Here is a 23,109-nt window from a genome sequence, read left to right as displayed (position 1 = left end):
CCCCGCGGGCACGAAGCCGCGGGGCGGTGGTGTGTCCGGGTGGCGGCCCGGACGGCGGAGCGGTCAGCGTTTGTCGGCCGTGCCCGGCAATCCCAGCTCGAACCAGACGACCTTGCCACTGCTCAGCCGGGTGGCACCCCAGCGGCGGGCCATCCGGTTGACCAGGAACAGGCCGCGGCCGCCCTCGTCGTCGTCCCGGGCCCGGCGCTGGCGCGGCAGCTGCGGGGAGTCGTCGCCGACCTCGCAGCGCAGTACGTCCGTCCGCAGGAGGCGCAGGGTCACGGGCCGCTCGGCGTACCGCACGGCATTCGTGACGACCTCGCTGACCAGCAGCTCCAGCGAGTCCTCCAGCTCCTCCAGCCCCCAGCGCGCCAGCGCACGGCGGGCGAACCGGCGGGCCCGGCCCGGAGCGGTCTCCTCCGGGTCCAGGAACCAGTACGCCACGTCGCTGGGTGCGATCCCGTCGAACCGGGCCGCGAGCAGGGCGATGTCGTCGTCCCGGTCACCGGGGCCGAGCATGTCCAGGATGTCGTCGCACAGGGCCTCCAGCGGCGGCGGGTGGTCCAGGCCCGTCAGCTGGGCGGTGGTGGCGAGGCGTTCGCGGAGCTGCTCGATGCCGGTCCAGACGTCGCGCAGCCGGGACTCGACCAGGCCGTCGGTGTACAGCACGAGCGTGGCCCCGGCCGGGGCGTCCAGCTCCACGGCCTCGAAGTCCACGCCGCCGACGCCGATGGGGGCGCCTGGGGGTACGCGCAGCACCTCGGCGCGGCCGCCCAGGTGCAGCAGGACCGGCGGCGGGTGGCCGGCGTTGGCGATGGTGATCCGGTGCGAGACCGGGTCGTAGACGGCGTAGAGGCAGGTGGCCATCCGGTCGGAGCCCAGGCGCTGCGCCTGCTCGTCCAGGTGGTGCAGGACCTCGGCGGGCGGCAGGTCGAGCTGCGCCAGCGTCTGGGCCGTCGTGCGGAGCTGTCCCATGATCGCGGCGGAGGTCATGGAGTGGCCCATGACGTCGCCGACGACGAGTGCGACCCGGCTGCCGGGCAGGGGTATGGCGTCGTACCAGTCGCCGCCGACCCGGGCCGTCTCGGCGGCGGGCAGGTAGCGGCTGGCGAGGCGGACCCCGGTCGGCTGGGGGAGGCTGTCGGGCAGCATCGTGCGCTGGAGCTCGTCGGCGATGTAGGCCTCGCGGCCGTAGAGCACGGCCTTGTCGATGCCCAGCGCCGTGTGCGTGGCCAGCTGCGCGGCGACCAGCAGGTCGTTCGTCTCGAAGGCCGGCCGCTCGGGGGTGCGCAGGAACACGGCCGCGCCGATGACGCGGCGACGGCCCCGCAGCGGCGCGAGGATGGCCCGCTGGCCGCGCGGGACCGGGTGGTCGGCGCCCAGCAGCTCCGGCAGGGCGGCGCGGGCTGCGGCGGAGGACCCGAAGACGGGCCGTACGCCGCGCAGCACCTCGGCCAGCGCCCCGCCGGGGCGGATCTCGCACAGCTCGGCCGCGGGCAGGTCACCCTGCGGGCCGACCAGGGCGAGCTGGCTGAAGTCGAGCTCGCCGTCGGGGGTCATCGCACCGGCGAGGCCGGCGGCGGTCCCGGATCCGGCTCCTGCACCGGCTCCTGCACCGGTTCCGGCTCCGGTGAACTCGTCGATCGGCCGGAGCCGGTCGGTTCGACGCAGCCTTAAAACGACCGGTCCGACGGGCCGCTCGTCGCCGACCGGCAGCGGATCGCGCAGGTAGACGAGGATGGCGTCGGAGAAGGTGGGCACGGTGGCCCGGCACAGGCCGAGCACGATCTCGTCGAGGTCGATCCCGCGCGCGATCCGCCGGGTGGCGGCTCCGACGAAGCGCAGCCGGTCGCCCTCCCGCCGGGCGATGGTCGCGTCGACCCCGATGCCGCTGACCTGCGCGGCGGTGGTGGCCTGCCCGGCGCCGGGCAGGCCGGACGTGCCGGGCCGCCCCGCGGCCTCGCGGGCGGCTTCGCCGTCGCGGGTGCGTGCGCTGCCGGCCTCCGCGGCCGCGGCCTCGTCACGGCCGGCCCGGGCCCGGGCGCCGCCCTGGCCGGGCGCGGCAGCGGAGTCGCCGGGCTCCCCGGCCCCGTCGGAGGCGGACGGTGCCTCCGCCGTGGCGCGGGGACGGGGCAGGTCCGCCGCCTGGGGCTGTGCATGCGTGCGCACGGCTTCGGCCGCCGGGAGCGGGGCCTTGCCGTGGCCCAGTTCCTCCGTGCCGTGGCCGGGCTCGTCCGTCCGACCGCCGGAGGCAACCGGCTGGGGGCCCTCCTGAGAGGTGGGGTACTCCGTCACGCGTGGCATTCCGTCCGTTTGCGCTCGATGTGCGCTGCACTCAACTCGGTCAGTCGCGGTATACCCGCTCAGCGGCGGGGACACCATCACCCCGCGTTTCCGCGTCCCGCTCGTTACCTCTCGTTATCGCGTCGGCCTAGGTCAAATGCTGTGCTGCTGGCGACATTTGACCGCCGACGCTCCGGCGGAGGACGATCCTACGATTGCCCCCCGGGGGCGCATCAAGGGTCTCATGAGGTCATATGCGCCGGAGTGCGGTCCCAGTCCTCCGGCAGGGCCGGTACGGCCCAGGCCGGGTCCGGTCGCCAATCCTGCCAGCCTTCGGAGAACGGCGGGCCCCAGGCCCGGATCAGGTCCACCGCCGCACTGCCGGCGGCGCGCACCCGCCGGGCCTGTTCCGGGTCCATCAGACCGGACCGCTGGGCCTGTGCGAACTCGTCCTCGTCCCGCCACTTCCAGGTGCGGTCCGGGTAGACGGAGATGTCCAGGAAGTGGTCCGCGGAGTCGATGCCGCCGGACCACCGGGTCCGCGGCTCCTCCAGATTCACGTACCAGCTCTTGAATTCCCAGCCGTGGTCCCAGAACAGCCACACCGACCAGGGGTCCCCGGGCCGTGCCAGCTTCAGCACCCCCGCCCCGAACCAGCGTGACCGTACGGTGGTCCGCGGCGCGGTGTACCGGGTGGCGAGCGGCTCCTCGTGGACCGGGGTCCCGTCGGCGAGCACCGGCTTGACGCACTCGGTCCCGGGGGCCATCCACACCGCGAGCAGCTCGTCGGTGTCGGTCACCACGGTCACGGGCCGGCAGATGTGGACGGCGCCCTTCGCGTCGGGCGCGTGATCCCGGTAGCGCCAGAGGATCTGCTCCCCGGGCGCCCAGCGGACGCCCTCCGCGGCGCCCCGCTCCGCACGTCGGGCCGAGCCCCGTGCCGAGCTCCGCGCACTGCCGCCCCCGCGGCCTCCGGTACCTGTCATGGGCAGATCTTAGGGCGGGGGTCCGGAGGATCGCTGCGCTGCAGATCACCGAGGTGGCCGAGGGCGGGAAACGACCGGATCCGGACCCCGGGACGGCGCGGCCCGGACGGGGTCAGGGATGGGTCATCCGCAGCACGTCCAGTGCTTCGTCGAGCTGCTCCAGGGTGAGGTCGCCGCGGTCCACGTAGCCCGACTCCAGGACGACCTCGCGGATCGTCTTGCGTTCCGCGAGGGACTTCTTGGCGACCTTGGCGGCCTCCTCGTAGCCGATGTACCGGTTCAGCGGGGTCACCACGGAGGGCGAGGACTCGGCGTACTCCCTGGCCCGGGCCGTGTTGGCGGTGATTCCGTCCACGGTGCGGTCGGCCAGCAGGCGGCTCACGGAGCCCAGCAGCCGGATGGACTCCAGGATGTTGCGGGCCATCACGGGGAGCATCACGTTGAGCTCGAAGTTGCCCGCGGCGCCCGCCACGGCGACCGCCGCGTCGTTGCCCATCACCTGGGCGGCGACCATCAGCGCGGCCTCCGGGACGACCGGATTGACCTTTCCGGGCATGATCGAGGACCCCGGCTGGAGATCCGGGAGATTGATTTCGGCCAATCCGGTGCGCGGGCCCGAGGCCATCCAGCGCAGGTCGTTGCAGACCTTGGTGAGCGAGACGGCGACCGTACGGAGCATTCCGGAGGTCTCGACGAGGGCGTCCCGCGCCCCCTGGGCCTCGAAGTGGTCCCGGGCCTCGGTCAGAGGCAGCCCCGTCGCCGCGGCCACCTCGGCGATCACGGCCGCGGAGAACCCGGGCGGGGTGTTGATCCCGGTGCCCACGGCGGTCCCGCCCAGCGGCAGTTCGGCCAGCCGGGGCAGCGCCGCGCGCAGCCGCTCGACGCCGTAGCGGAGCTGTACCGCGTAGCCGCCGAACTCCTGGCCCAGGGTGACCGGGGTGGCGTCCATCAGGTGCGTCCGGCCGGCCTTGACCACCTGCGCGAACTCCGCGGACTTGCGCTCCATCGCGCCGGCCAGGTGCTCCAGGGCGGGGATGAGCTCGCCGGTGACGGCGGCGGTGGCGGCGATGTGGATGGACGAGGGGAAGACGTCGTTGGAGCTCTGCGAGGCGTTGACGTGGTCGTTGGGGTGGACGGCGCGGCCGAGGCGCTCGGTGGCCAGGGTGGCGATCACCTCGTTGGCGTTCATGTTGGACGAGGTGCCGGAACCCGTCTGAAACACGTCGACGGGGAACTGCTCGTCCCAGCGGCCCTCGGCGACCTCGGCGGCCGCCGAGACGATGGCGTCGGCGATGTCCGCGTCGATCACGCCGAGCCGCGCGTTGACGGCGGCGGCCGCGGCCTTGATCCGGGCCAGCGCCTCGATGTGGGCGCGCTCCAGACGCTGTCCGGAGATGGGGAAGTTCTCCACGGCGCGCTGGGTCTGAGCTCGCCATTTGGCGTGCGCGGGGACGCGTACGTCGCCCATGGAGTCGTGCTCGATGCGGAACCCCTCGGGGGTTTCGCCGGTCTGCTGATCGTCGGTCATCTGTGGTGCCTCCTCAAAAAGTTGAGCAATTGTCTTGTTCGGACTGTTCCCAACTCGCCTACCGGCCAGTAAATACCGGGGGTAACACCGAGATCGGGGAGGCGTTCATGGCACGTGCCCGTACACAATCAAGGATCAGGCTCAGATCTACCTTCGCCGCAGTCGCGGCGGCGGCGGCCGCCCTCGGGGGCGTCACCGCCATCACCCCCATGGCCCACGCGGCGACCGCTGCAGGGTCCTCGGCGGGTTCCTCCGCCGGGGCTGCGGTCACCCCCCTCACGCCCGAGCTGGAGGCCGTCCGGGCCGCCGAGGCCGTCAAGATCTACGGCGACTCCGCGATCCGCCCGCTCGCGGACCGCAAGACCGGCCTGATCTCGCTCGGCGACAGCGAGATCTCGGGCGAGGGCGTCGGCAACTACGACCCCGCGACCAACACCGCGTCCAACCAGTGCCACCGCTCGCCCGACGCGGCGATCCACCGCACCGGCATCGCGGCCGACTACACCTTCAACGCGGCCTGCTCCGGCGGCTACACGGGCAACATCAAGATCGGCGGCAGCAAGCAGTACGCCGACGAGCTGGTGCAGAGCGACAGCCTGGCCATCAAGGCCCGCAACACCAAGATCAAGATGGTGCTGCTGGTCGCCGGGGCCAACGACGACCTGCAGTTCGGCCCGGTCATGACCGACTGCGTCACCCGCTGGGTGCTCAGTCAGGGCACCTGCGAGCCGAAGTACGGTCCGGGCTGGCAGGCGCGCGTCGACGGGCTGAAGCCCAAGGTGCAGTCGACGATCGGCGACCTCAAGTCTGTCATGCGCGACGCCGGTTACGCCGACTCCGACTACAAGCTGGTCGTGATGGGCTACCCCAGCCCCATCGGCCCCGACTTCAACGACAACCCCGACTTCCCCGGCAAGCTCCCCGGAGGCTGCGCCGGCTACGACTCCGACGCCTCCTGGGGCCGCAACTACGCGGTGCCCACCTTCGAGAAGGGCATGCGCGCGGCCGCCCTCGCCGCGGGCGCGACCTACCTCGACAACTCGCGGCTCTTCCAGGGCCACGAGGTCTGCATGGAGGACAGCTGGGCCCGCGGCCTCTACCTCGACCTCGGGGACCACTTCCCGTGGGACGAGAACACCGCCCGCCAGTCCTTCCACCCCAACTACCGCGGCCACGGCGCCTTCGCGTCCTGTCTGACCCAGCTCTACGCCTCCGGCCTGCGCGAGGCCTCCTGCGCCGACCCGGCGAGCACCGGCAACCCCGTCCTGCAGGCCGGGGCCTGGGACGACCTGTACAAGCCGCTGAAGAACGAGGCGACGGGCAACTGCGTCGACTCCAACGGCGGCTCCAGCGCCAACAACACCAAGCTCCTCGGCTGGGACTGCCACGGCGGCCGCAACCAGGGCTGGTGGTACGACTCCGCGAAGAAGTCCCTCCACATCGAACTCACCCACGACCGCTGCATGGACGCGCCCGGAGCCAACTACGGCAACGGCACCGCGATGATCATCTGGAACTGCCACGGCGGCGCCAACCAGCAGTTCGTCCGCGACGGAGCCACCTTCCGGCCCGCCGCCGCCCCGGGCATGTGCCTGACGGTGGCCGCGGCCCACGAGCCGCTGCGCCTCCAGCCCTGCAACGGGTCGGCCAACCAGCGCTTCGCGTAACCGCCTGCGGACCCGTACCCCCGTGGGTCCGACGTCCCGTACGACCCCCACACCCGGCCGGCGCACCCCGGCCGGGTCCCCATGGGCTCACATGTCGAGCAGCAGCTTGCGCACGTCCCGGGGCCGGTTGGTGATGAGCGTGTCCACGCCCAGGCGGACGCAGAGCTCCACGTCCTCGGGCTCGTCCACGGTCCACACGCGCACCCGGAGGCCCTTCGCCTTCAGCCGGCCCACCAGACCCGGGTCCTGCCGTACGAGATCGATACCCGGGCCCGCGTGGGTGGCGTACGGGGGACGGACCGGCCGGATCCTGCGCTCGATCAGGTACACGGCGGGCAGTCCCGGTGCGAGGCGGTGCATCCGGGTCAGTGCGGTCCGGGAGAAGCTCATCACCTCGACGCGGCCGGTGGCGCCGTCGGCGAGCCCGTACTCCCCGAGCAACCGCACGAGCTCGGCCTCCAGCCGGCCGCCCGCGCGGGTGGGGTGCTTGGTCTCCACGGCCAGCCCGACGGGGTAGGGCGCGGCCAGCGCCTCCTTGACCAGGTCCTCGAAGAGCAGCACCCGGGCCCCGGCGTGCCCGGACCCCTTCCACGCCCCGAAGTCGAGGGCGCGCAGCTCCTCGTACGTCATCTCGGAGACGACCCCGCGCCCGTCGGCGGTCCGCTCGACCCGCCGGTCGTGCACACAGACCAGCCGGTGGTCGGCGGTGAGCCGCACATCGCATTCGAGCGCGTCGGCCCCGTCGGCGATGGCCTGCCGGTAGGCCTCGATGGTGTGCTCGGGGTGCTCGTGGGAGGCCCCGCGATGGGCGATGACCCGCGTGCCGCGGGCCGTGGGGAGGTCGGTCGTCGCTGCCATACGGAAATCCTTGCAAACCGGGGTGAACGCGCTGGTGCGGGGTCGTGTCCCCGACGTTAACCGGATGCGGTGGCCCTGCCGGGCAGTGCGGGGCAGGGGTCGGCCGCGTCGGCTCGGGGGCGGAGTGTGGGCCGGTGCCGGTGCCGGTGCCGGTGCCGACACCCCACCCCGCCCCCGTCCCCGGCCGGGTACGCCGGAGGGCCCCTCCGCCTGGTCGGGGAGGGGCCCTCTAGGGAGTTCTACAGACCCGGGCCGCGGACCGGGATGTGGGTGAAGGTGGGTTCCGGGGCCGGGTTTTGGAAGAAGTCGTTGCCCTTGTCGTCGACCACGATGAAGGCCGGGAAGTCCTCGACCTCGATCTTCCAGACGGCTTCCATGCCGAGCTCCTCGTACTCCAGGACCTCGACCTTCTTGATGCAGTCCTGGGCGAGGCGGGCCGCCGGGCCGCCGATGGAGCCGAGGTAGAAGCCGCCGTGCTTGCCGCACGCGTCCGTGACCTGCTGGGAGCGGTTGCCCTTGGCCAGCATGACCTTGGAGCCGCCCGCCGCCTGGAACTGCTCGACGTAGGAGTCCATGCGGCCGGCCGTGGTCGGGCCGAAGGAGCCGGACGCGTAGCCCTCGGGGGTCTTCGCGGGGCCCGCGTAGTAGACCGGGTGGTCCTTCAGGTACTGCGGCATCTCCGCGCCGGAGTCGAGGAGTTCCTTGATCTTGGCGTGCGCGATGTCGCGCGCCACGACCAGCGGTCCGGTCAGGGAGAGGCGGGTCTTGACCGGGTGCTGGGTGAGGGTGGCGAGGATCTCGTCCATCGGCTGGTTCAGGTCGATCGAGACCACGTCCGCCGATTCGGCGAGGTGCTCGTCCGTCGTTTCCGGGAGGAAGCGCGCCGGGTCCCGCTCCAGCTGCTCCAGGAAGACGCCCTCGGCGGTGATCTTCGCGGTGGCCTGGCGGTCCGCGGAGCAGGAGACGGCGATCGCGATCGGGAGGGACGCGCCGTGGCGGGGGAGGCGGACCACGCGGACGTCGTGGCAGAAGTACTTGCCGCCGAACTGGGCGCCGATGCCGATCTTCTGGGTGAGCTCGAAGACCTGCTGCTCCAGGGCCTCGTCGCGGAAGCCGTGGCCCAGGGGGGAGCCCTCGGTGGGCAGCTCGTCCAGGTAGTGGGCGGAGGCGTACTTCGCGGTCTTCAGGGCGTGCTCCGCCGAGGTGCCGCCGACCACGATCGCCAGGTGGTACGGCGGGCAGGCCGCCGTACCGAGCGAGCGGATCTTCTCTTCCAGGAACTTCATCATGGAGGCCTCGTTGAGGACCGCCTTGGTCTCCTGGTAGAGGAAGGACTTGTTGGCGGAGCCGCCGCCCTTGGCCATGAAGAGGAACTTGTACGCGCCGCCGTCGGTCGCGTACAGCTCGATCTGCGCGGGCAGGTTCGAGCCGGTGTTCTTCTCCTCCCACATGGTGACCGGGGCCATCTGCGAGTAGCGCAGGTTCAGGCGGGTGTAGGCGTCGTAGATGCCGCGGGAGAGGGCTTCCTCGTCGCCGCCGGTGGTCAGCACGTTCTGGCCGCGCTTGCCCATCACGATCGCCGTGCCCGTGTCCTGGCACATCGGCAGGACGCCGGCCGCGGCGATGTTCGCGTTCTTGAGGAGGTCGAGGGCGACGAACTTGTCGTTCGCCGAGGCCTCGGGGTCGTCGATGATGCGGCGCAGCTGCGCGAGGTGCGCGGGGCGCAGGAAGTGCTGGATGTCGTGGATGGCCTCTTCGGCGAGCTTGCGCAGCGCCTCCGGCTCGACCTTGAGGAACGTACGGCCGTCGGCCTCGAAGGTCGAGACGCCTTCGGAGGTCACCAGCCGGTACGGGGTGGAGTCCTCGCCCAGTGGCAGCAGGTCGGTGTACGCAAACTCTGGCATGACGGCAGTCATTCCCTCACTCGGCAGACGGCGCTGACGACCGTTTGGCAGCGCGGTATCCAGCGTAGGACCTCTTCCGGCGGCTTTTGTTGTGAGGTAAGGCTCACTGGCCAGTATCGCGATCTATCGTGTCTCGCTATGCTGGGGCGCGTGGACCTGGAAAAGCAGCCCTCATCCGCGCCGGCCCCCGGGCCGGCCCCCGCGCACGCTCCCGGGCTGCGCGCCTCCGACGCGGACCGGGACCGGATCGCGCAGATCCTCGCCGACGCCGTCGCCGAGGGCCGGCTGACCGCCGAGGAGCACTCCGAGCGGCTCGACTCGCTGTACGCGGTGAAGACGGTCGGCGAGCTCGACGTGCTCGTACGGGACCTCCCCGCGCCCGGAGCCGGTACCCGGCAGGAAGTGGCGTACGCGGGCGCCCCGGCGGGCGCTCCGGTCGAGACGGTCGTGGCCGTGTGCAGCAGCTCCTCCCGCAAGGGCCGCTGGCGGCCGGGCGCACACACCCGCGCGATCTCCGTCCTGGGCGACATCGGCATCGACCTGACCCAGGCCGTCTTCGAGCAGCAGGTCACCGAGATCAACGTGACCAGCATCCTCGGCAACGTCGAGATCCTGGTCCCGGAGAACGTCACCCTGCGCGGCTACGGCAGCGGGGTCCTCGGCAACTTCGAAGTGCGGGGCGAGGGGCGCGGCGAGACCGACCCGCAGGCTCCGGTCGTGATCGTCCGCGGCTTCGCGCTGCTGGGCAACATCGAGGCCCGCCCCAAGTTCGGAGCCCGTCTGGTGGACCTGGCGAACCGGCTCCGCGAGCGCCGGGAGGGCGCGCTCTAGGGCCTGTCGTCAAACTCCCGTCGTCGCCCGAAGGGCGGCCGACACGTCGGCAACTGGCGCTGAAATCAGGGACTTTGGCCGGTAGGCGACCGTAAAGTCCGGCCCATGACCGCATCCAAGTGGGACCTGCTCGACCAGGCATACGACGCGCTGCGCTCCGTCGTGGGCGCCGTACCGGCCGATGCCCTCGGCGCACCGACACCGTGCGACCAGTGGAATGTCGGCCAAGTGCTCCAGCACGCGGCCGGAGACCAGCTCGCCTACGCGGGCCGCCTCACCGGCGGGCCGGGACCGGCCGAGGACCCCTTCGCGCCCACCGGCGCCCTGGCCGGCAGCCCTGCGGAACTGCTGGAGCCCGCCCTCGCCGCCGGCGCCGAGGCCTTCGCCGGGGTCCTGCCGGGCACCGCCGAGGTGGCCGTGCCGCTGCCCCCGTTCACCCTCCCCGCCGAGACCGCGGTCGCCGCGGCCGCCCTCGACGCAGCCGTCCACGCCTGGGACCTCGCGGTCGCCACCGGCCAGGCCTCCCCGCTGACCCCCGCCCTCGCGGCGGCGCTGAGCCCGGCCGCCCGGCTGCTCGCCGAGCCGCTGCGCGGGTTCGCGTACGCCCCGGCGCTCACTCCCGCGCCCGATCCGGACACCGATCCGGTCGGTGCGCTGCTCGCCTTCCTGGGCCGCCGCAGCGACTGGACGCCGCCCGGCGCGTGACGGCCGGGTGACGGGCGGGGGGCCGGGCGGGGTCGTGCGGGGGCGCGCGGGACGGGCCGGGGCGGGAGCACCTTTCGGTCGAACCGGCCGGATCGGCGGCACACGGTGCATAGGGGCGCGCACAGCGGGTAGGGACAGGTGCGTCGCCTCTCTCGCTCGCGTATACGTCGTCAGGAGTAGACCGTGCCGCATCCGCCGCGCCAGTCCCTGCAGGTAGCCGCCGTCCAGAGTCTTCAGGGGCGCCCGGCGGCGGTCGTGCCGAAGCCTCGGGTGCCGGCCAGGGAAGAGGACGGCCCATGGCACGCGGACGCGGTGTGCCGGCGCGACGAGGCCGGGCTGTTCTTCGCCCCGTCCAAGGAGCCGACCGCCGCCCGGCTGTCCCGCGAGGACGCCGCCAAGCGGGTCTGCGCCCGCTGTCCCGTCATGGTCGCCTGCCGGGAGCACGCACTGATCCAGCCCGAGCCCTACGGGGTCTGGGGCGGGCTGACGGCCGCCGAGCGCCGGGTGGTGCTGGCCCGCCGGCGGCGCCGGGCGGGGGAGCTGCGCGAGGCCTCGTAGGGGCGCAGCTTCGTAGGGTCGAAGCCTCGTAGAGCCGCAGCCCGGTAGCGAGCCGTCCCGTCAGGGGACATACGGAAGGGGCGCCCCCGCCGCACGCGGGAGCGCCCCTTCCGTGATGCCGTGCCGCCCGCGTCCTACTTGGCGCGGTCGAAGTCGATCGCGCTGTACGCGCGGAGCTTCGAGAGGCGGTGGGTCGAGTCGATCTGCCGGATCGTGCCCGACTTCGAGCGCATGACCAGCGAGGAGGTCGTCGCGGTCTCCGAGCGGTAGTGGACGCCGCGCAGCAGCTCGCCGTCCGTGATGCCGGTGGCGACGAAGAACACGTTGTCGCCGGAGACCAGGTCGTTCGTGAACAGGACGCGGTCCAGGTCGTGGCCGGCGTCGATCGCCTTCTGGCGCTCGGCCTCGTCCTTGGGCCACAGCTTGCCCTGGATGGTGCCGCCCATGCACTTGATCGCGCAGGCCGAGATGATGCCCTCGGGGGTGCCGCCGATGCCGAGCAGCAGGTCGATGCCGCTGTCCTCCGTGACGGCCAGGACCGAGCCGGCGACATCTCCGTCGGAGATGAACTTGATGCGGGCGCCGGTCTCGCGGATCTCCTTGACGATGCCCTCGTGGCGGGGGCGGTCCAGGATGATCACCGTGACGTCTTCCACGGCCATGTTCTTGGCCTTGGCGACGCGGCGGATGTTGACGGAGACCGGGGCGTTGATGTCGACGAAGTCGGCGGCCTCGGGACCGGTGACCAGCTTCTCCATGTAGAACACCGCGGACGGGTCGAACATGGTGCCGCGGTCGGCGGCGGCCAGAACGGCGATGGCGTTCGGCATGCCCTTGGCGTTCAGGGTGGTGCCGTCGATGGGGTCCACGGCGATGTCGACCTCGGCACCGGTGCCGTCGCCGACCCGCTCGCCGTTGAAGAGCATCGGGGCTTCGTCCTTCTCGCCCTCGCCGATGACGACGACGCCGTTCATCGAAACGGTGGAGATCAGGGTGCGCATCGCGTTGACGGCGGCGCCGTCGGCGCCGAGCTTGTCACCGCGTCCGACCCAGCGGCCCGCGGCCATGGCGGCGGCCTCGGTGACCCGTACGAGTTCCAGGGCGAGGTTGCGGTCGGGTGCCTCCGGAGAGACTTCGAGCTGGGGCGGCAGGTTGTGCTCGGTCATCGGAGCGCACCTTTCTGTACGGCGACGGCCGGGAGTGAGGGTCCCTGGACTCTATCGGTACGTCGACATATTGAGCAGACCGGGTCACGTATGAGCGCCATATCGGTCAGCTGATTGTCCTGAGCGGACATCTTGCGCCGCCCGTGGCGCGCCTTTCGGACCCCGGCGGTGATCGCCCGGGGGCATGCGGGACGATGGTGTCGTGGCAGGTATGAAGGGCAAGCAGACGGTCGTGGACATGATCCGGTCCCTCGCGGTGATCGGTCTCGTGGTCGGGGGGATCTATTTGGTCATCCCACATGACGAGAAGGCCGATCCGACGAAGGTGGTCGACTACCGCGTCGAAAGCCTCACGGCCCGGCGCGCGGCCCCGTACCCCGTGGCGGTGCCCGTCGGTCTGCCGCCGGAGTGGCGGGCGACCTCGGTGGGGTACGCGCGCAAGGAGGCCAGCGCCTGGCACCTGGGCTTCCTGGACCCGGCGCAGCAGTACGTGGCGGTGGAGCAGTCCGCGGACGCCACGGACAAGTACATCGCGAAGGTCACCCGCAAGGCGCAGGCCACCGGGGAGACCCAGCAGGTCGGTGACCAGGTCTGGGAGCGCTGGGACGGCGAGAAGTACGACGCCCTCGTGCGGCACGAGCAGGGCTACGTCACGGTGGTGACCGGGACGGCCTCCTTCGAGCAGCTCGGCGCGATGGCCGCGGCGCTGGAGTTCAAGCAGGGTTCTTAGGGCTCGGCGCGCAGGCACCGTACGCACGACGCACGACGCACGACGCGAAAGGGCCGCGCTCCCCGGGATTTCGGGGAGCGCGGCCCTTTGCGTTCACTGCCTGCGGGGCTTGGCTCAGACGGTCGTGATGACCTGGTCGAACTCCAGGCGCGGGGAGCGCGGGAACCAGGCGTCCTCGCCCGGCTTGCCGATGTTGATGACCATCAGCGGGGTGTGGTCGCCGTCCAGGAACTCCTTCTGGAGGCCGGCGAAGTCCAGACCGGTCATCGGGCCGGCGGCCAGGCCGGCGGCGCGGACGCCGATGATGAAGTACGCGGCCTGCAGCGCGGAGTTGACCAGCGCGGACTGCTCGCGGACCGGGCGCTCGGAGAAGAAGGCGTCCTTGGCCTGCGGGAAGTGCGGGAGCAGCTGCGGGAGCTCGTCGTGGAACTCGTTGTCCGCGGACAGGATCGCGACCAGCGGGGCGGCGGCGGTCTTGGCCTGGTTGCCCTCGGCCATGTGCTTCACGAGGCGCTCGCGGGCCTCGGGGGAGCGGACCAGGGTGATGCGCAGCGGCGTCTGGTTGAAGGCGGTCGGACCGAACTTCACCAGGTCGTAGATCGCCTGGACCTGCTCCTCGGTCACCGGCTCGTCGGAGAACGTGTTGGCGGTGCGGGCCTCACGGAAGAGGAGGTCCTGAGCGGCGGCGTCGAGAACGAGAGACATCGGAAAGCCTTCTTCTGTACGGGACTGCTGAAGCGATGTCCAGAGACTACGACGGAGATAGGTGAAAATTCAACTAAATCTCTCGGCGGGTGAGGGAGGTCACTCCTCGTCGGCCCCCTCCGCCGCCTCGCGCGCCGCGAGCGCCGAGTCCAGCCGGGCGCGGGCCCCCTCCAGCCAGTGGCGGCACACCTTCGCGAGCTCTTCGCCGCGCTCCCAGAGCGCGAGGGAGTCCTCCAGCGAGGTGCCGCCGGCCTCCAGCTTGCGGACGACCTCGATCAGCTCGTCCCGGGCCTGCTCGTACCCCAGCGCCGTATCGGTCTCGGCCATTCCCGCTCCCACCTCAATTGTGTAGTACACCGAAATTTGTCGCGGCAGCGTGATGCGCACTGCCGGTGAAGCGAACCGCCTACGAGGGCTCCTCGGCGGCGGCGACCCGCACCGAAAACTCCCCCTCCGCCACCCGAGCCCGCAGCACGTCGCCCGCCGACACGTCCTCGGGCGCGCGCACCACGTGCCCGTCGGCCCGCTGGAGCACCGCGTACCCGCGCTCCAGCGTGGCGGCCGGGGACAGGGCGACCACGCGGGCGAGGGTGTGCGCCAGCTCCGAATCGGCGCGGTCCAGCAGGTGCCCCAGGGTCCGGCGGCTGCGCGCCAGCAGCGCGTCCACCTCCGCCTCCCGGGTCTCCACCATCCGCTGGGGGTGGACGAAGACCGGCCGCGCGAGCGCGTGAGCGAGCCCCCGCTCCTCCCGGTCGAGCAGCCCGCGCACGGCGCGCAGCCCCCGGCCCTGCAGCTGGCGCACCCGCTCCAGCTCCTCGCCGACGTCCGGGACCACCTTCTTCGCCGCGTCCGTGGGCGTGGACGCCCGCAGGTCCGCGACCAGGTCCAGCAGCGGGGAGTCCGGCTCGTGCCCGATCGCCGAGACCACGGGGGTACGGGCCGCCGCGACGGTCCGTACGACCTCCTCGTCGGAGAAGGGCAGCAGGTCCTCCACGCTGCCGCCGCCGCGGGCCACGATGATCACGTCGACCTCGGGCATGGAGTCCAGCTCCTTGACCGCCTGGACCACCTGGGGCACCGCGTGCACCCCTTGGACGGCGACGTTGCGGACCTCGAAGCGGACCGCCGGCCACCTGCGCCGGGCGTTCTCCAGCACATCGCGCTCGGCCGCCGAGGCCCGCCCCACCACCAGCCCGATCAGCTGCGGCAGGAACGGCAGCGGCTTCTTGCGGTCCAGCGCGAAGAGCCCCTCGGAGGCGAGGGAGCGCTTGAGCCGCTCCAGCCGGGCGAGGAGCTCGCCGATGCCCACGGGCCGTATCTCGGTGGCCCGCAGGGACAGCTGCCCGCGCGGGGCGTACCACTCGGGCTTGGCCAGCACGACGACGCGCGCGCCCTCCGTCACGGAGTCCGCGACGTCGTCGAAGACCTGCCGGAAGCAGGTCACGCTCAGGGAGATGTCGTGCGAGGGATCGCGCAGCGTCAGGAAGACCACCCCCGCTCCCGGCCGCCGCGAGAGCTGCGTGATCTGCCCTTCCACCCACACCTGACCGAGCTTGTCGATCCAGCCCCCGATGAGCCGGGACACCTGACCGACCGGCAGCGGCGCGTCAGCCGACGAATTCAGACCCATGCACGCAGGCTAACCGCCCGCACCGACACCGGCGTCGGGCCGGGAGCCTTCGTCCTGCCCGCGTCGCCCGCGCTGGGCCACCAGGACGCCCAGGCCCACCAGCAGCCACACCGCCCCCACCAGTTGCGCCGTCCACGAGGCCTCGACGATCACCGCGATGGTCACGGCGGCGCCGAGGACCGGGATCACCAGGTGCTTGAACCAGTTCGGAGCCCCCCCGCGCCGCTTGACCACGAACCAGCCGACCACCGAGGCGTGCAGCAGCGTGAACGCCACCAGCGCCCCGATGTCGACGACCGACACCAGGTGGTCCAGCCCGTCGTCGCGCCGGGCCGCCCACACGGCCGCGATCAGCGTGACCGTCGCCGCCAGCAGCAGGGCCGGACGCGGGGTCCCGTGCGAGGTGTGCGCCAAGGCGCGGGGCAGCCGCCGCTCGCGGGCCATCGCGAAGAGCAGCCGGCCCGCCGCGGCCTGCCCGGCCAGGGCCGCGAAGGCGGCCCCGATGGCCTTGCTGACGGCGACCAGGTCGTGCAGCCACATCCCTACGGAGGCCTCGACCGTGGTGTAGAAGGCCGAGCCCTGCTTCCCCGGTTCGGCCGCCAGCTCCGCCGCCGACAGGGGGCTGAGGAGGGCCGCCAGATAGGTCTGGGCGATGAACAGCACCCCGGTCAGCGCCAGGCAGAACAGCACCGCCCGGGCCACCTTGGCGCTGCCCCCCGTCACCTCCTCGGCGAAGGAGGCGATCGCGTCGAAGCCCAGGTAGGACAGGACCGCCACCGAGACCGCGCCGAGCACGGCGGCCGTGGAGAACCCGCCGAGCGAGCCGTCGCCGGTGAAGGGGGAGAGCCAGTCCCGGTGCGCCGCGCCCCGGGCCAGTACGGTCACCGCCGAGACCAGGAACACCAGCAGCACCGCGATCTCCATGGCCAGCACGGCGAAGCCCACGCGCGCGGCGGCCCGCACGCCCCACAGGTTGAGCAGGGTGGTCACGACCACCGCCAGGGCCGTCCACACCCACCGGGAGACCTCCGGGACCAGGGCGTTCATGGCGATCCCGGAGAAGAGGTACGCGACCGCCGGGATCAGCAGGTAGTCGAGCATCGCCATCCAGCCGGCGATCAGCCCGGGACCCTCGCCGAGGCCCTTGCGGGCGTACGTGAAGACGGAGCCGGCCTGCGGGGCCACGCGCACCATCTGCGCGTAGGAGAAGGCCGTGAAGGCCATCGCCACCGTCGCGACGAGGTAGACGAGGGCGACGGCGCCGTGCGATTTGGCGTCGAGGGTGCCGAAGACCCCGACCGGGGCCATGGGAGCGATGAAGAGCAGCCCGTAGACCACCAGGTCCCGGAAGCCGAGACTGCGGCGGAGCGAGGTGCCGGGCGCGGCGGACGGGCCGCCGGACGGGCCATCCGGGCCGGGCGGGCCGGGCGGCGTACTGGGATCCGTCGCGGACGCCATCTTTCCTCCGGGGGTATGGCCGGTGTGGATGTTCGACCCAGTTTGTGCCGAACGGGGGGCCCCCGGCCTGCTGGACACCCCCGTACGATGGAGCCCATGACTGCTGACGCCCCCGCTCCCGCATCCCGCCGCGTTCTGCTCGCCGCCCCGCGCGGCTACTGCGCGGGCGTGGACCGAGCCGTGATCGCCGTCGAGAAGGCTCTCGAACAGTACGGCGCGCCGGTCTACGTGCGGCACGAGATCGTGCACAACAAGTACGTCGTGAAGACCCTGGAGAACAAGGGCGCCATCTTCGTCGAGCGGACGGAGGAGGTCCCCGAGGGTTCCATCGTGATGTTCTCCGCGCACGGCGTGGCCCCGGTGGTGCACGAGGAGGCGGCCCGCGGCAAGCTCGCGACGATCGACGCCACCTGCCCGCTGGTCACCAAGGTGCACAAGGAAGCGATCCGCTACGCGAACGAGGACTTCGACATCCTCCTCATCGGCCACGAGGGCCACGAGGAGGTCATCGGCACCTCCGGCGAGGCCCCGGACCACATCACCATCGTGGACGGCCCGCACGACGTGGAGAAGGTCACCGTCCGCGACGAGTCGAAGGTCGTCTGGCTGTCGCAGACCACCCTCTCCGTCGACGAGACGATGGAGACGGTCGACGCCCTGAAGACCAAGTTCCCGCTGCTCGTCTCGCCTCCGAGCGACGACATCTGCTACGCCACCTCGAACCGCCAGGAGGCGGTGAAGGTGATGGGCAAGGACTGCGACCTGGTCATCGTCGTCGGCTCCAAGAACTCCTCGAACTCCATCCGCCTCGTCGAGGTCGCCCTCGACGCGGGCGCGAAGGCCTCGTACCTGGTGGACTTCGCGAGCGAGATCGACGAGGCCTGGCTCCAGGGCGTCACCACCGTCGGTCTGACCTCGGGCGCCTCGGTGCCGGAGGTGCTCGTCGACGAGGTGCTCGAGTGGCTGTCCGCGCGCGGGTACGGAGACGTGGAGATCGTCAAGACGGCCGAGGAGTCCATCGTCTTCTCCCTGCCCAAGGAACTGCGCCGCGACCTGCGCGCGGAGGCGGCCGAGCTCGTGGCCGCGCCGGGCGCGGCCGAGGGCGCACAGAAGTAGCACCCTCCACGGCAGGGCGCTCCGCCGGGTCCTTTCGTACGGTGGGTCCATGGAGATCTTCGGCGTGGACATCGGCGGTTCCGGGATCAAGGGCGCTCCCGTGGACCTGAACCGTGGCGACCTGGCGCAGGAGCGCCACAAGGTACTGACACCGCAGCCGGCCACCCCCCACGGGGTGGCCGGCTGCGTCGTCGAGGTGGTGCGCCACTTCGACTGGGACGGCCCGGTGGGGGTGACCTTCCCCGGGGTGGTCACGGGCGGGGTGACCCGGTCGGCGGCCAACATGGACAAGGCCTGGGTCGGTGTGGACACGGCGGCGCTGCTCTCCTCGCGCCTGGACGGCCGTCCGGTGACGGTCCTGAACGACGCGGACGCGGCCGGCGTCGCGGAGATGGCCTACGGGGCGGGGCGCGGGGTCGACGGCACCGTCATCCTGCTCACGCTGGGCACCGGGATCGGCAGCGCGCTCTTCACGGACGGGCGGCTGGTGCCCAACACCGAGCTGGGCCACCTGGAGCTGAAGGGGCACGACGCGGAGACGCGGGCCTCGGTGAAGGCGAAGGAGGACGGGGAGCTGACCTGGGAGCACTGGGCGCGCCGGGTCGGGAAGTACCTGGCGCACGTGGAGATGCTGTTCTCCCCGGACCTCTTCATCATCGGCGGGGGAGTGAGCCGCAAGCCGGAGAAGTTCCTGCCGCTGATCGAGGGCGTGCGGGCACGGATCGTGCCGGCGGAGCTGCAGAACAACGCGGGCATCGTGGGCGCGGCGATGGCGGCGCGCTCGGCGGCGGCGAAGTAGCGGGCGGAGTCGTCGGCGGGTCGGCGGTGGGTCGGCGGTGGGTCGTCGGCGGGTCGGCGGTGGGCCTGGTCCCCGCCTCGCTCAGGCGACGCGGCGGGGCATCCGCCGGCGGCCGATGAGGACGGCCTTGCGCACCACCGTGATCAGCGCGGCCACGAGCGTGCCGGCGTACAGCCAGCCGGCGTGCAGGGACAGTGCGGACACCAGCCCCATCACCTCGCCCGCGAAGCCGCCGGAGCCGCCCGACACGGGCCACACTCCGGCGGCGAAGGCGATCGGGGCGGTGATCGGCGCGGTGATCAGGTCGGCGGGCCGCACCCACAGGGCCGTGGCGGCCGCCACGGGCAGGAAGAACAGGCCGTAGACGAACAGCGAGGCGTCGAACAGCAGCCAGTCCAGGCCGCCGATCAGGAACATCGCGGCGCAGGCGAAGAGCCCGCCGCCGAGCCCGGTCAGCCGGGGCCGCGGCAGTCGGCGCACCGCTGCGGGCGCTCGCTGGGGGGACCGCCCGGCAGACCGCTCCGCCGGGTGACGTACCGTACGCGCCTTGTATCGCTCCACCCCCCAAAACTAGGCCGGGAGGCCGCCGATCGCGTGCCCGGACACGCGTACATCGGGGCCCCCTCATCGGAAAGTAAACTGTCCGGTGGCCCACTCCGGGCCGCCGCCCCCCTCCAGCTACGGGAAGTCGCCAACGTGTCGCTCACGATCGGAATCGTCGGCCTGCCGAATGTCGGCAAGTCGACCCTGTTCAACGCCCTGACCAAGAACGACGTGCTGGCGGCCAACTACCCGTTCGCCACGATCGAGCCGAACGTCGGCGTCGTCGGCGTTCCGGACGCCCGCCTCGGTGTCCTGGCCGGCATCTTCGGCTCCGCCAAGCTCCTCCCGGCGACGGTCGACTTCGTCGACATCGCGGGCATCGTGCGCGGTGCGTCGGAGGGCGAGGGCCTCGGCAACAAGTTCCTCGCGAACATCCGCGAGTCGGACGCGATCTGCCAGGTCATCCGCGCCTTCAAGGACGAGAACGTCGTCCACGTCGACGGCAAGGTCTCGCCGAAGGACGACATCGAGACGATCAACACCGAGCTGATCCTCGCGGACCTCCAGTCCATCGAGAAGGCGGTGCCGCGCCTGACGAAGGAGTCCCGCCTCCAGAAGGAGAAGGTCGCGGTCCTGGCGGCCGTCGAGAAGGCCACGAAGATCCTCGAAGCGGGCGACACCCTCTTCTCGCACGGCATCACGAAGGGCACGGAGCAGGGCGACCTCCTCCACGAGCTCCACCTCCTCACGGTCAAGCCGTTCCTGTACGTCTTCAACGTGGACGAGGACGAGCTGACGGACGATGCCTTCAAGGCCGAGCAGAGCGCGCTGGTGGCCCCGGCCGAGGCGATCTTCCTGAACGCCAAGCTGGAGGCCGAGCTCATCGAGCTCGACGACGACGAGGCCCTCGAGCTCCTCCAGTCGGTCGGCCAGGAGGAGCCGGGCATGGCCACCCTCGGCCGCGTCGGCTTCGCCACCCTGGGCCTGCAGACCTACCTGACGGCCGGCCCGAAGGAAACCCGCGCCTGGACCATCAAGAAGGGCGCCACCGCCCCCGAGGCCGCCGGCGTGATCCACACCGACTTCCAGCGCGGTTTCATCAAGGCGGAGATCATCTCCTTCGAGGACCTGGTCGCCTGCGGCTCGGTCGCCGAGGCCCGCTCCAAGGGCAAGGCCCGCATGGAAGGCAAGGACTACGTCATGCAGGACGGCGACGTGGTGGAGTTCCGCTTCAACGTCTGATCGATCTGGCGAAAGGCCGCCTGACCTTCGATGGAGAGGGGCGGGCGGCCTTTGCGTTGTGCGCGGAGTCTGCGGCGTGCTGAGTTGAGCCGGGCCTCGATCAGGTTTTTGACCAGTGTTGGGTGAGGACCGTTATTGCCTTGGTCACGTCGTTGATGTGGGCGTTATCCATCCTTATGGCCCGTGCAAGCTCAATGTGGAGGAATCGGAGATTTTCGTCGGCCGCCACTTGGCCCTGTTCGTTCGACGTGCCGGCCAGTTTGCATTTGCGGGCATAAGCGCGGCAGACCTCCAGGCCCTCTTCGGTCAATGCCGTCGACAGGGTCTTGGCCTCGGATGCCGCGCGGTCGCCGGCGCCCGTCGAGACGACGGCGTCGAATTGCGGGAAGGACTCGTTGGCGAACCCGTGTAGCTGTATCCCCGGCAGGCGGCGCTTCGTGAGTTCCTCGATGACCTGGTGGAATACCGAATCCGTACGGTGGGCCACATCGGCGGAGTCCCCCTCGCCGGCCGTTCGGTGGGCGCCGGCCAGGACCATCACTCCGCCGGGGGCCCCGCGCAGTACCCGGGCGCCGAGCCGCTCGGTCTCCTGGTCGGCTACCGGGTGGGGGACCTGCACGCTCCAGCTCGGCTTCGCGCCCAGGTCCACGTACACCCGGCCCCAACCCCGGTTCTCGGGGCCCGAACTGCCCGCCGCGTCCGTGACCTCGGCGAGGTGGCGGCCGCTCGCGGTGTCCGTGAACGACTGCACGGTGTAGTCGACCTCTGTCAGGCGCTTCCGCGCCCCCTCCAGGTCGCCGTCCAGGAGCAGGGCGACGCCCCGGGTGACCGTCCGGCGTTCGTCCGCCGTGGGGATCCGGTAGCCCCCTCGCTCGCCGAACCCCTGGGTGAATTCCGTGATCCGCTCCTCCAGGTCGACCCCCGGAGCCGTCGGAGTTGTCGAGGGTTTGGAATTCACCTGCATTTCACCTGATGGTCGACAGGATGAGATTGCGAAATACGCCATAATCGCGGCCATGGCCATCACTGCGCACAGAGTTGCCTTAATCGTTATACGTTTCGCGAGGAACGGAGTCATGGTCGGATAAAGATAGACCGAGTGAAGATATCCGTCTCTCTCGTCGCGCTCCGATCCGGAGTTCTCACCCTTCTCCTGTCCACCGCCCTCGCCGGCTGTGGGCTTCTCGGAGACGGGGAACCCGGTGGTGACGCCAAGGGTCGTCTGGCCGTGGGAGCCAAGGGCCGTTCTTTCACCGTGGCCGCGGCCGGTGACGTCCTCATCCACCCCGAGCTGACCACCCAGGCCGAGCAGGACGGCAAGGCCGCGGGCAAGGGCGGTTTGGACTTCGGCCCGATGATGGCGTCGGTGAAGCCGGTCATCAGCAAGGCCGACCTGGCGATCTGCCACATGGAGCCGGTGCTGGGCAAGCCGGAGGGGCCGTTCCAGAGCTTCCCCGACTTCCTCGCGCCGCCCCAGATCACCACGACCCTCAAGGACATCGGGTACGACACCTGCTCGACCGCGTCGAACCACGCGCTCGACCACGGTGAGGGCGGAGTCAAGAACACCCTCGACGCCCTCGACAAGGCGGGTCTCAAGCACACCGGCTCCGCCCGCAACCAGCAAGAGGGCGGCACGCCGCTGATCATGGACGTCAAGGGCGTCAAGGTCGCGCAGCTCTCCTTCGCGGGCGGGTTCAACGGCCGCCAGGTCCCCGCGGACAAGCCCTGGCTGGCGAACAAGACCTCGCTGGACGCCATCTCGGCCGCCGAGAAGGCCGCCCGGGCCGCCGGAGCCGAGGTCGTCATCCTCGGCATCCACTGGGGCACGGAACACCAGCCCGCCCCGAACGCGCTCCAGCTGAGCCTCGCCAAGAAGATCTCCGAGAAGACCGGCATCAACCTGGTCATCGGCCACCACGCGCACGTGGTCCAGCCCATGGAGAAGGTCGGCGACATCTGGGTCGCGTACGGGCTCGGCAACCAGCTCGCCCGGCACGAGGTGCCCAGCGGACTGTCCGAGGAAGGCGTCATCGGCTGGTTCGAGTTCGCCGAGAAGAACGGCCAGTGGGACGTCCGGGCCCGGTACGTCCCCACCTTCGTGGAACTGCCCCCGGACCTGGAGGCGGCCGACCCCGCGGTCAAGGTGCCCGACAACGGACAGGTCAAGGACCACCGGCTGATCGACCTCGCCGCCGCGCTGAAGGACGGCGGCGGGCTGACGCCCGAGCGGCGCGCCCGCTACCGGCTCGCGTACGACCGCACCCAGGGCACCCTGCTCAACCGGGGCGGTGGCAAGGACGGACTGGCCCCCCTGACGAGCCGCTGACGAGCCGCTGAAGAGCGCCGACGAAGCGCTGCACAGCGCCGACGAAGCGCCGCACAGCGAACCACCCGCAC

The 23,109-nt window shown here is 71.4% G+C and carries 21 protein-coding genes; 9 read left to right on the top strand and 12 right to left on the bottom strand.

Going from position 1 to position 23,109, the window contains the following annotated elements; translation table 11 throughout:
- Positions 1-63: 63 nt before the first annotated feature.
- The 3 genes from ACFVX6_RS21535 to ACFVX6_RS21525 all read right to left on the bottom strand — a co-directional run bounded on the left by ACFVX6_RS21535 (position 64) and on the right by ACFVX6_RS21525 (position 4,797).
- Positions 64-2,295, bottom strand: a complete 2,232-nt coding sequence (locus tag ACFVX6_RS21535) for a SpoIIE family protein phosphatase (protein WP_389693718.1) — start codon at positions 2,293-2,295, stop codon at positions 64-66.
- Positions 2,296-2,525: 230 nt separating this feature from the next.
- Positions 2,526-3,269, bottom strand: a complete 744-nt coding sequence (locus ACFVX6_RS21530; protein ID WP_389693716.1) for a DUF402 domain-containing protein — start codon at positions 3,267-3,269, stop codon at positions 2,526-2,528.
- A gap of 112 nt (positions 3,270-3,381) precedes the next feature.
- A complete protein-coding gene (locus ACFVX6_RS21525; RefSeq protein ID WP_389693714.1) occupies positions 3,382-4,797 on the bottom strand; it encodes a class II fumarate hydratase in 1,416 nt (471 codons plus the stop codon).
- A gap of 107 nt (positions 4,798-4,904) precedes the next feature.
- Between ACFVX6_RS21525 and ACFVX6_RS21520 the strand changes: the two genes are divergently transcribed.
- Positions 4,905-6,464, top strand: a complete 1,560-nt coding sequence (locus ACFVX6_RS21520) for a ricin-type beta-trefoil lectin domain protein (RefSeq protein ID WP_389693712.1) — start codon at positions 4,905-4,907, stop codon at positions 6,462-6,464.
- An 87-nt stretch (positions 6,465-6,551) separates the two neighbouring features.
- Here ACFVX6_RS21520 and ACFVX6_RS21515 read toward each other — a convergent pair whose 3' ends face one another.
- Positions 6,552-7,322 carry a glycerophosphodiester phosphodiesterase gene (locus ACFVX6_RS21515; protein ID WP_389693710.1) on the bottom strand — a complete coding sequence of 257 codons (771 nt, stop codon included), beginning with the start codon at positions 7,320-7,322 and terminating at the stop codon, positions 6,552-6,554.
- A 239-nt stretch (positions 7,323-7,561) separates the two neighbouring features.
- Positions 7,562-9,226: a fumarate hydratase gene (locus tag ACFVX6_RS21510; protein WP_389693708.1), complete on the bottom strand. Its 1,665-nt coding sequence runs from the start codon at positions 9,224-9,226 to the stop codon at positions 7,562-7,564.
- A gap of 150 nt (positions 9,227-9,376) precedes the next feature.
- Here ACFVX6_RS21510 and ACFVX6_RS21505 point away from each other — a divergent pair, with 150 nt between their 5' ends.
- From ACFVX6_RS21505 to ACFVX6_RS21495, 3 genes are all read left to right on the top strand, one after another.
- A complete protein-coding gene (locus tag ACFVX6_RS21505; RefSeq protein WP_389693706.1) occupies positions 9,377-10,057 on the top strand; it encodes a DUF1707 domain-containing protein in 681 nt (226 codons plus the stop codon).
- A gap of 105 nt (positions 10,058-10,162) precedes the next feature.
- Complete coding sequence (locus ACFVX6_RS21500; protein ID WP_389693704.1) at positions 10,163-10,762, top strand: TIGR03086 family metal-binding protein; 600 nt, start codon at positions 10,163-10,165, stop codon at positions 10,760-10,762.
- A gap of 183 nt (positions 10,763-10,945) precedes the next feature.
- Positions 10,946-11,320, top strand: coding sequence for a WhiB family transcriptional regulator (locus ACFVX6_RS21495; RefSeq protein ID WP_374213444.1), 375 nt, complete (start codon positions 10,946-10,948; stop codon positions 11,318-11,320).
- 134 nt (positions 11,321-11,454) lie between these two features.
- On the opposite strand, the gene glpX is transcribed toward ACFVX6_RS21495, so the two are convergent.
- Positions 11,455-12,486 (bottom strand): class II fructose-bisphosphatase, encoded by a 1,032-nt coding sequence (gene glpX / locus ACFVX6_RS21490; protein WP_250742766.1) that lies wholly within the window; start codon positions 12,484-12,486, stop codon positions 11,455-11,457.
- Positions 12,487-12,697: 211 nt separating this feature from the next.
- Here glpX and ACFVX6_RS21485 point away from each other — a divergent pair, with 211 nt between their 5' ends.
- Positions 12,698-13,216, top strand: a complete 519-nt coding sequence (locus tag ACFVX6_RS21485; RefSeq protein ID WP_389693724.1) for a DUF4245 domain-containing protein — start codon at positions 12,698-12,700, stop codon at positions 13,214-13,216.
- A 114-nt stretch (positions 13,217-13,330) separates the two neighbouring features.
- Here the strand turns inward: ACFVX6_RS21485 and ACFVX6_RS21480 are convergent, their stop codons facing one another.
- The 4 genes from ACFVX6_RS21480 to ACFVX6_RS21465 all read right to left on the bottom strand — a co-directional run bounded on the left by ACFVX6_RS21480 (position 13,331) and on the right by ACFVX6_RS21465 (position 17,009).
- Entirely contained in the window at positions 13,331-13,921 is a 591-nt protein-coding gene (locus ACFVX6_RS21480; RefSeq protein ID WP_389693701.1) for a malonic semialdehyde reductase, read from the bottom strand.
- A gap of 99 nt (positions 13,922-14,020) precedes the next feature.
- Positions 14,021-14,248, bottom strand: coding sequence for an exodeoxyribonuclease VII small subunit (locus ACFVX6_RS21475; RefSeq protein WP_389693699.1), 228 nt, complete (start codon positions 14,246-14,248; stop codon positions 14,021-14,023).
- A gap of 79 nt (positions 14,249-14,327) precedes the next feature.
- Positions 14,328-15,551 carry an exodeoxyribonuclease VII large subunit gene (gene xseA / locus ACFVX6_RS21470; RefSeq protein WP_389693697.1) on the bottom strand — a complete coding sequence of 408 codons (1,224 nt, stop codon included), beginning with the start codon at positions 15,549-15,551 and terminating at the stop codon, positions 14,328-14,330.
- 9 nt (positions 15,552-15,560) lie between these two features.
- A complete protein-coding gene (locus ACFVX6_RS21465) occupies positions 15,561-17,009 on the bottom strand; it encodes an APC family permease (RefSeq protein WP_389693695.1) in 1,449 nt (482 codons plus the stop codon).
- Positions 17,010-17,096: 87 nt separating this feature from the next.
- On the opposite strand from ACFVX6_RS21465, the gene ACFVX6_RS21460 reads away from it, so the two are divergent.
- Together ACFVX6_RS21460 and ppgK are read left to right on the top strand one after the other, a co-directional pair.
- Entirely contained in the window at positions 17,097-18,125 is a 1,029-nt protein-coding gene (locus ACFVX6_RS21460) for a 4-hydroxy-3-methylbut-2-enyl diphosphate reductase (RefSeq protein ID WP_389693693.1), read from the top strand.
- Positions 18,126-18,174: 49 nt separating this feature from the next.
- Positions 18,175-18,924, top strand: coding sequence for a polyphosphate--glucose phosphotransferase (ppgK, locus tag ACFVX6_RS21455; protein ID WP_389693691.1), 750 nt, complete (start codon positions 18,175-18,177; stop codon positions 18,922-18,924).
- 81 nt (positions 18,925-19,005) lie between these two features.
- On the opposite strand, the gene ACFVX6_RS21450 is transcribed toward ppgK, so the two are convergent.
- Positions 19,006-19,404 carry a DUF6542 domain-containing protein gene (locus ACFVX6_RS21450; protein ID WP_389693689.1) on the bottom strand — a complete coding sequence of 133 codons (399 nt, stop codon included), beginning with the start codon at positions 19,402-19,404 and terminating at the stop codon, positions 19,006-19,008.
- Positions 19,405-19,620: 216 nt separating this feature from the next.
- Here ACFVX6_RS21450 and ychF point away from each other — a divergent pair, with 216 nt between their 5' ends.
- The gene (gene ychF, locus ACFVX6_RS21445) at positions 19,621-20,709 is read left to right on the top strand and encodes a redox-regulated ATPase YchF (RefSeq protein WP_327254749.1); all 1,089 of its coding nucleotides are present in this window, start codon (positions 19,621-19,623) and stop codon (positions 20,707-20,709) included.
- Between the two features lie 100 nt (positions 20,710-20,809).
- On the opposite strand, the gene ACFVX6_RS21440 is transcribed toward ychF, so the two are convergent.
- Complete coding sequence (locus ACFVX6_RS21440) at positions 20,810-21,994, bottom strand: hypothetical protein (RefSeq protein WP_389693687.1); 1,185 nt, start codon at positions 21,992-21,994, stop codon at positions 20,810-20,812.
- Here ACFVX6_RS21440 and ACFVX6_RS21435 point away from each other — a divergent pair.
- Positions 21,965-23,038 carry a CapA family protein gene (locus tag ACFVX6_RS21435; protein WP_389693685.1) on the top strand — a complete coding sequence of 358 codons (1,074 nt, stop codon included), beginning with the start codon at positions 21,965-21,967 and terminating at the stop codon, positions 23,036-23,038. The two genes, ACFVX6_RS21440 and ACFVX6_RS21435, sit on opposite strands and share 30 nt — an antisense overlap.
- Positions 23,039-23,109 lie beyond the last annotated feature (71 nt).

Source organism: Streptomyces sp. NPDC058289 (assembly GCF_042880975.1).
In the GTDB taxonomy this organism is placed as follows: Bacteria; Actinomycetota; Actinomycetes; order Streptomycetales; family Streptomycetaceae; genus Streptomyces; species Streptomyces stoeckheimensis.
Note: the sequence above shows the minus strand (reverse complement) of the source record. Positions and strands in the feature narration are given on the sequence as shown.

Excerpts from the sequence above, each read along its gene's own strand:
- ACFVX6_RS21530 (WP_389693716.1), bottom strand. The coding sequence starts at position 3,269 with ATGACAGGTACCGGAGGCCGCGGGGGCGGCAGTGCGCGGAGCTCGGCA.
- ACFVX6_RS21525 (WP_389693714.1), bottom strand. The coding sequence starts at position 4,797 with ATGACCGACGATCAGCAGACCGGCGAAACCCCCGAGGGGTTCCGCATC.
- ACFVX6_RS21520 (WP_389693712.1), top strand. The coding sequence starts at position 4,905 with ATGGCACGTGCCCGTACACAATCAAGGATCAGGCTCAGATCTACCTTC.
- ACFVX6_RS21515 (WP_389693710.1), bottom strand. The coding sequence starts at position 7,322 with ATGGCAGCGACGACCGACCTCCCCACGGCCCGCGGCACGCGGGTCATC.
- ACFVX6_RS21510 (WP_389693708.1), bottom strand. The coding sequence starts at position 9,226 with ATGCCAGAGTTTGCGTACACCGACCTGCTGCCACTGGGCGAGGACTCC.
- ACFVX6_RS21500 (WP_389693704.1), top strand. The coding sequence starts at position 10,163 with ATGACCGCATCCAAGTGGGACCTGCTCGACCAGGCATACGACGCGCTG.
- glpX (WP_250742766.1), bottom strand. The coding sequence starts at position 12,486 with ATGACCGAGCACAACCTGCCGCCCCAGCTCGAAGTCTCTCCGGAGGCA.
- ACFVX6_RS21485 (WP_389693724.1), top strand. The coding sequence starts at position 12,698 with ATGAAGGGCAAGCAGACGGTCGTGGACATGATCCGGTCCCTCGCGGTG.
- ACFVX6_RS21480 (WP_389693701.1), bottom strand. The coding sequence starts at position 13,921 with ATGTCTCTCGTTCTCGACGCCGCCGCTCAGGACCTCCTCTTCCGTGAG.
- ACFVX6_RS21475 (WP_389693699.1), bottom strand. The coding sequence starts at position 14,248 with ATGGCCGAGACCGATACGGCGCTGGGGTACGAGCAGGCCCGGGACGAG.
- xseA (WP_389693697.1), bottom strand. The coding sequence starts at position 15,551 with ATGGGTCTGAATTCGTCGGCTGACGCGCCGCTGCCGGTCGGTCAGGTG.
- ACFVX6_RS21465 (WP_389693695.1), bottom strand. The coding sequence starts at position 17,009 with ATGGCGTCCGCGACGGATCCCAGTACGCCGCCCGGCCCGCCCGGCCCG.
- ACFVX6_RS21460 (WP_389693693.1), top strand. The coding sequence starts at position 17,097 with ATGGAGCCCATGACTGCTGACGCCCCCGCTCCCGCATCCCGCCGCGTT.
- ppgK (WP_389693691.1), top strand. The coding sequence starts at position 18,175 with ATGGAGATCTTCGGCGTGGACATCGGCGGTTCCGGGATCAAGGGCGCT.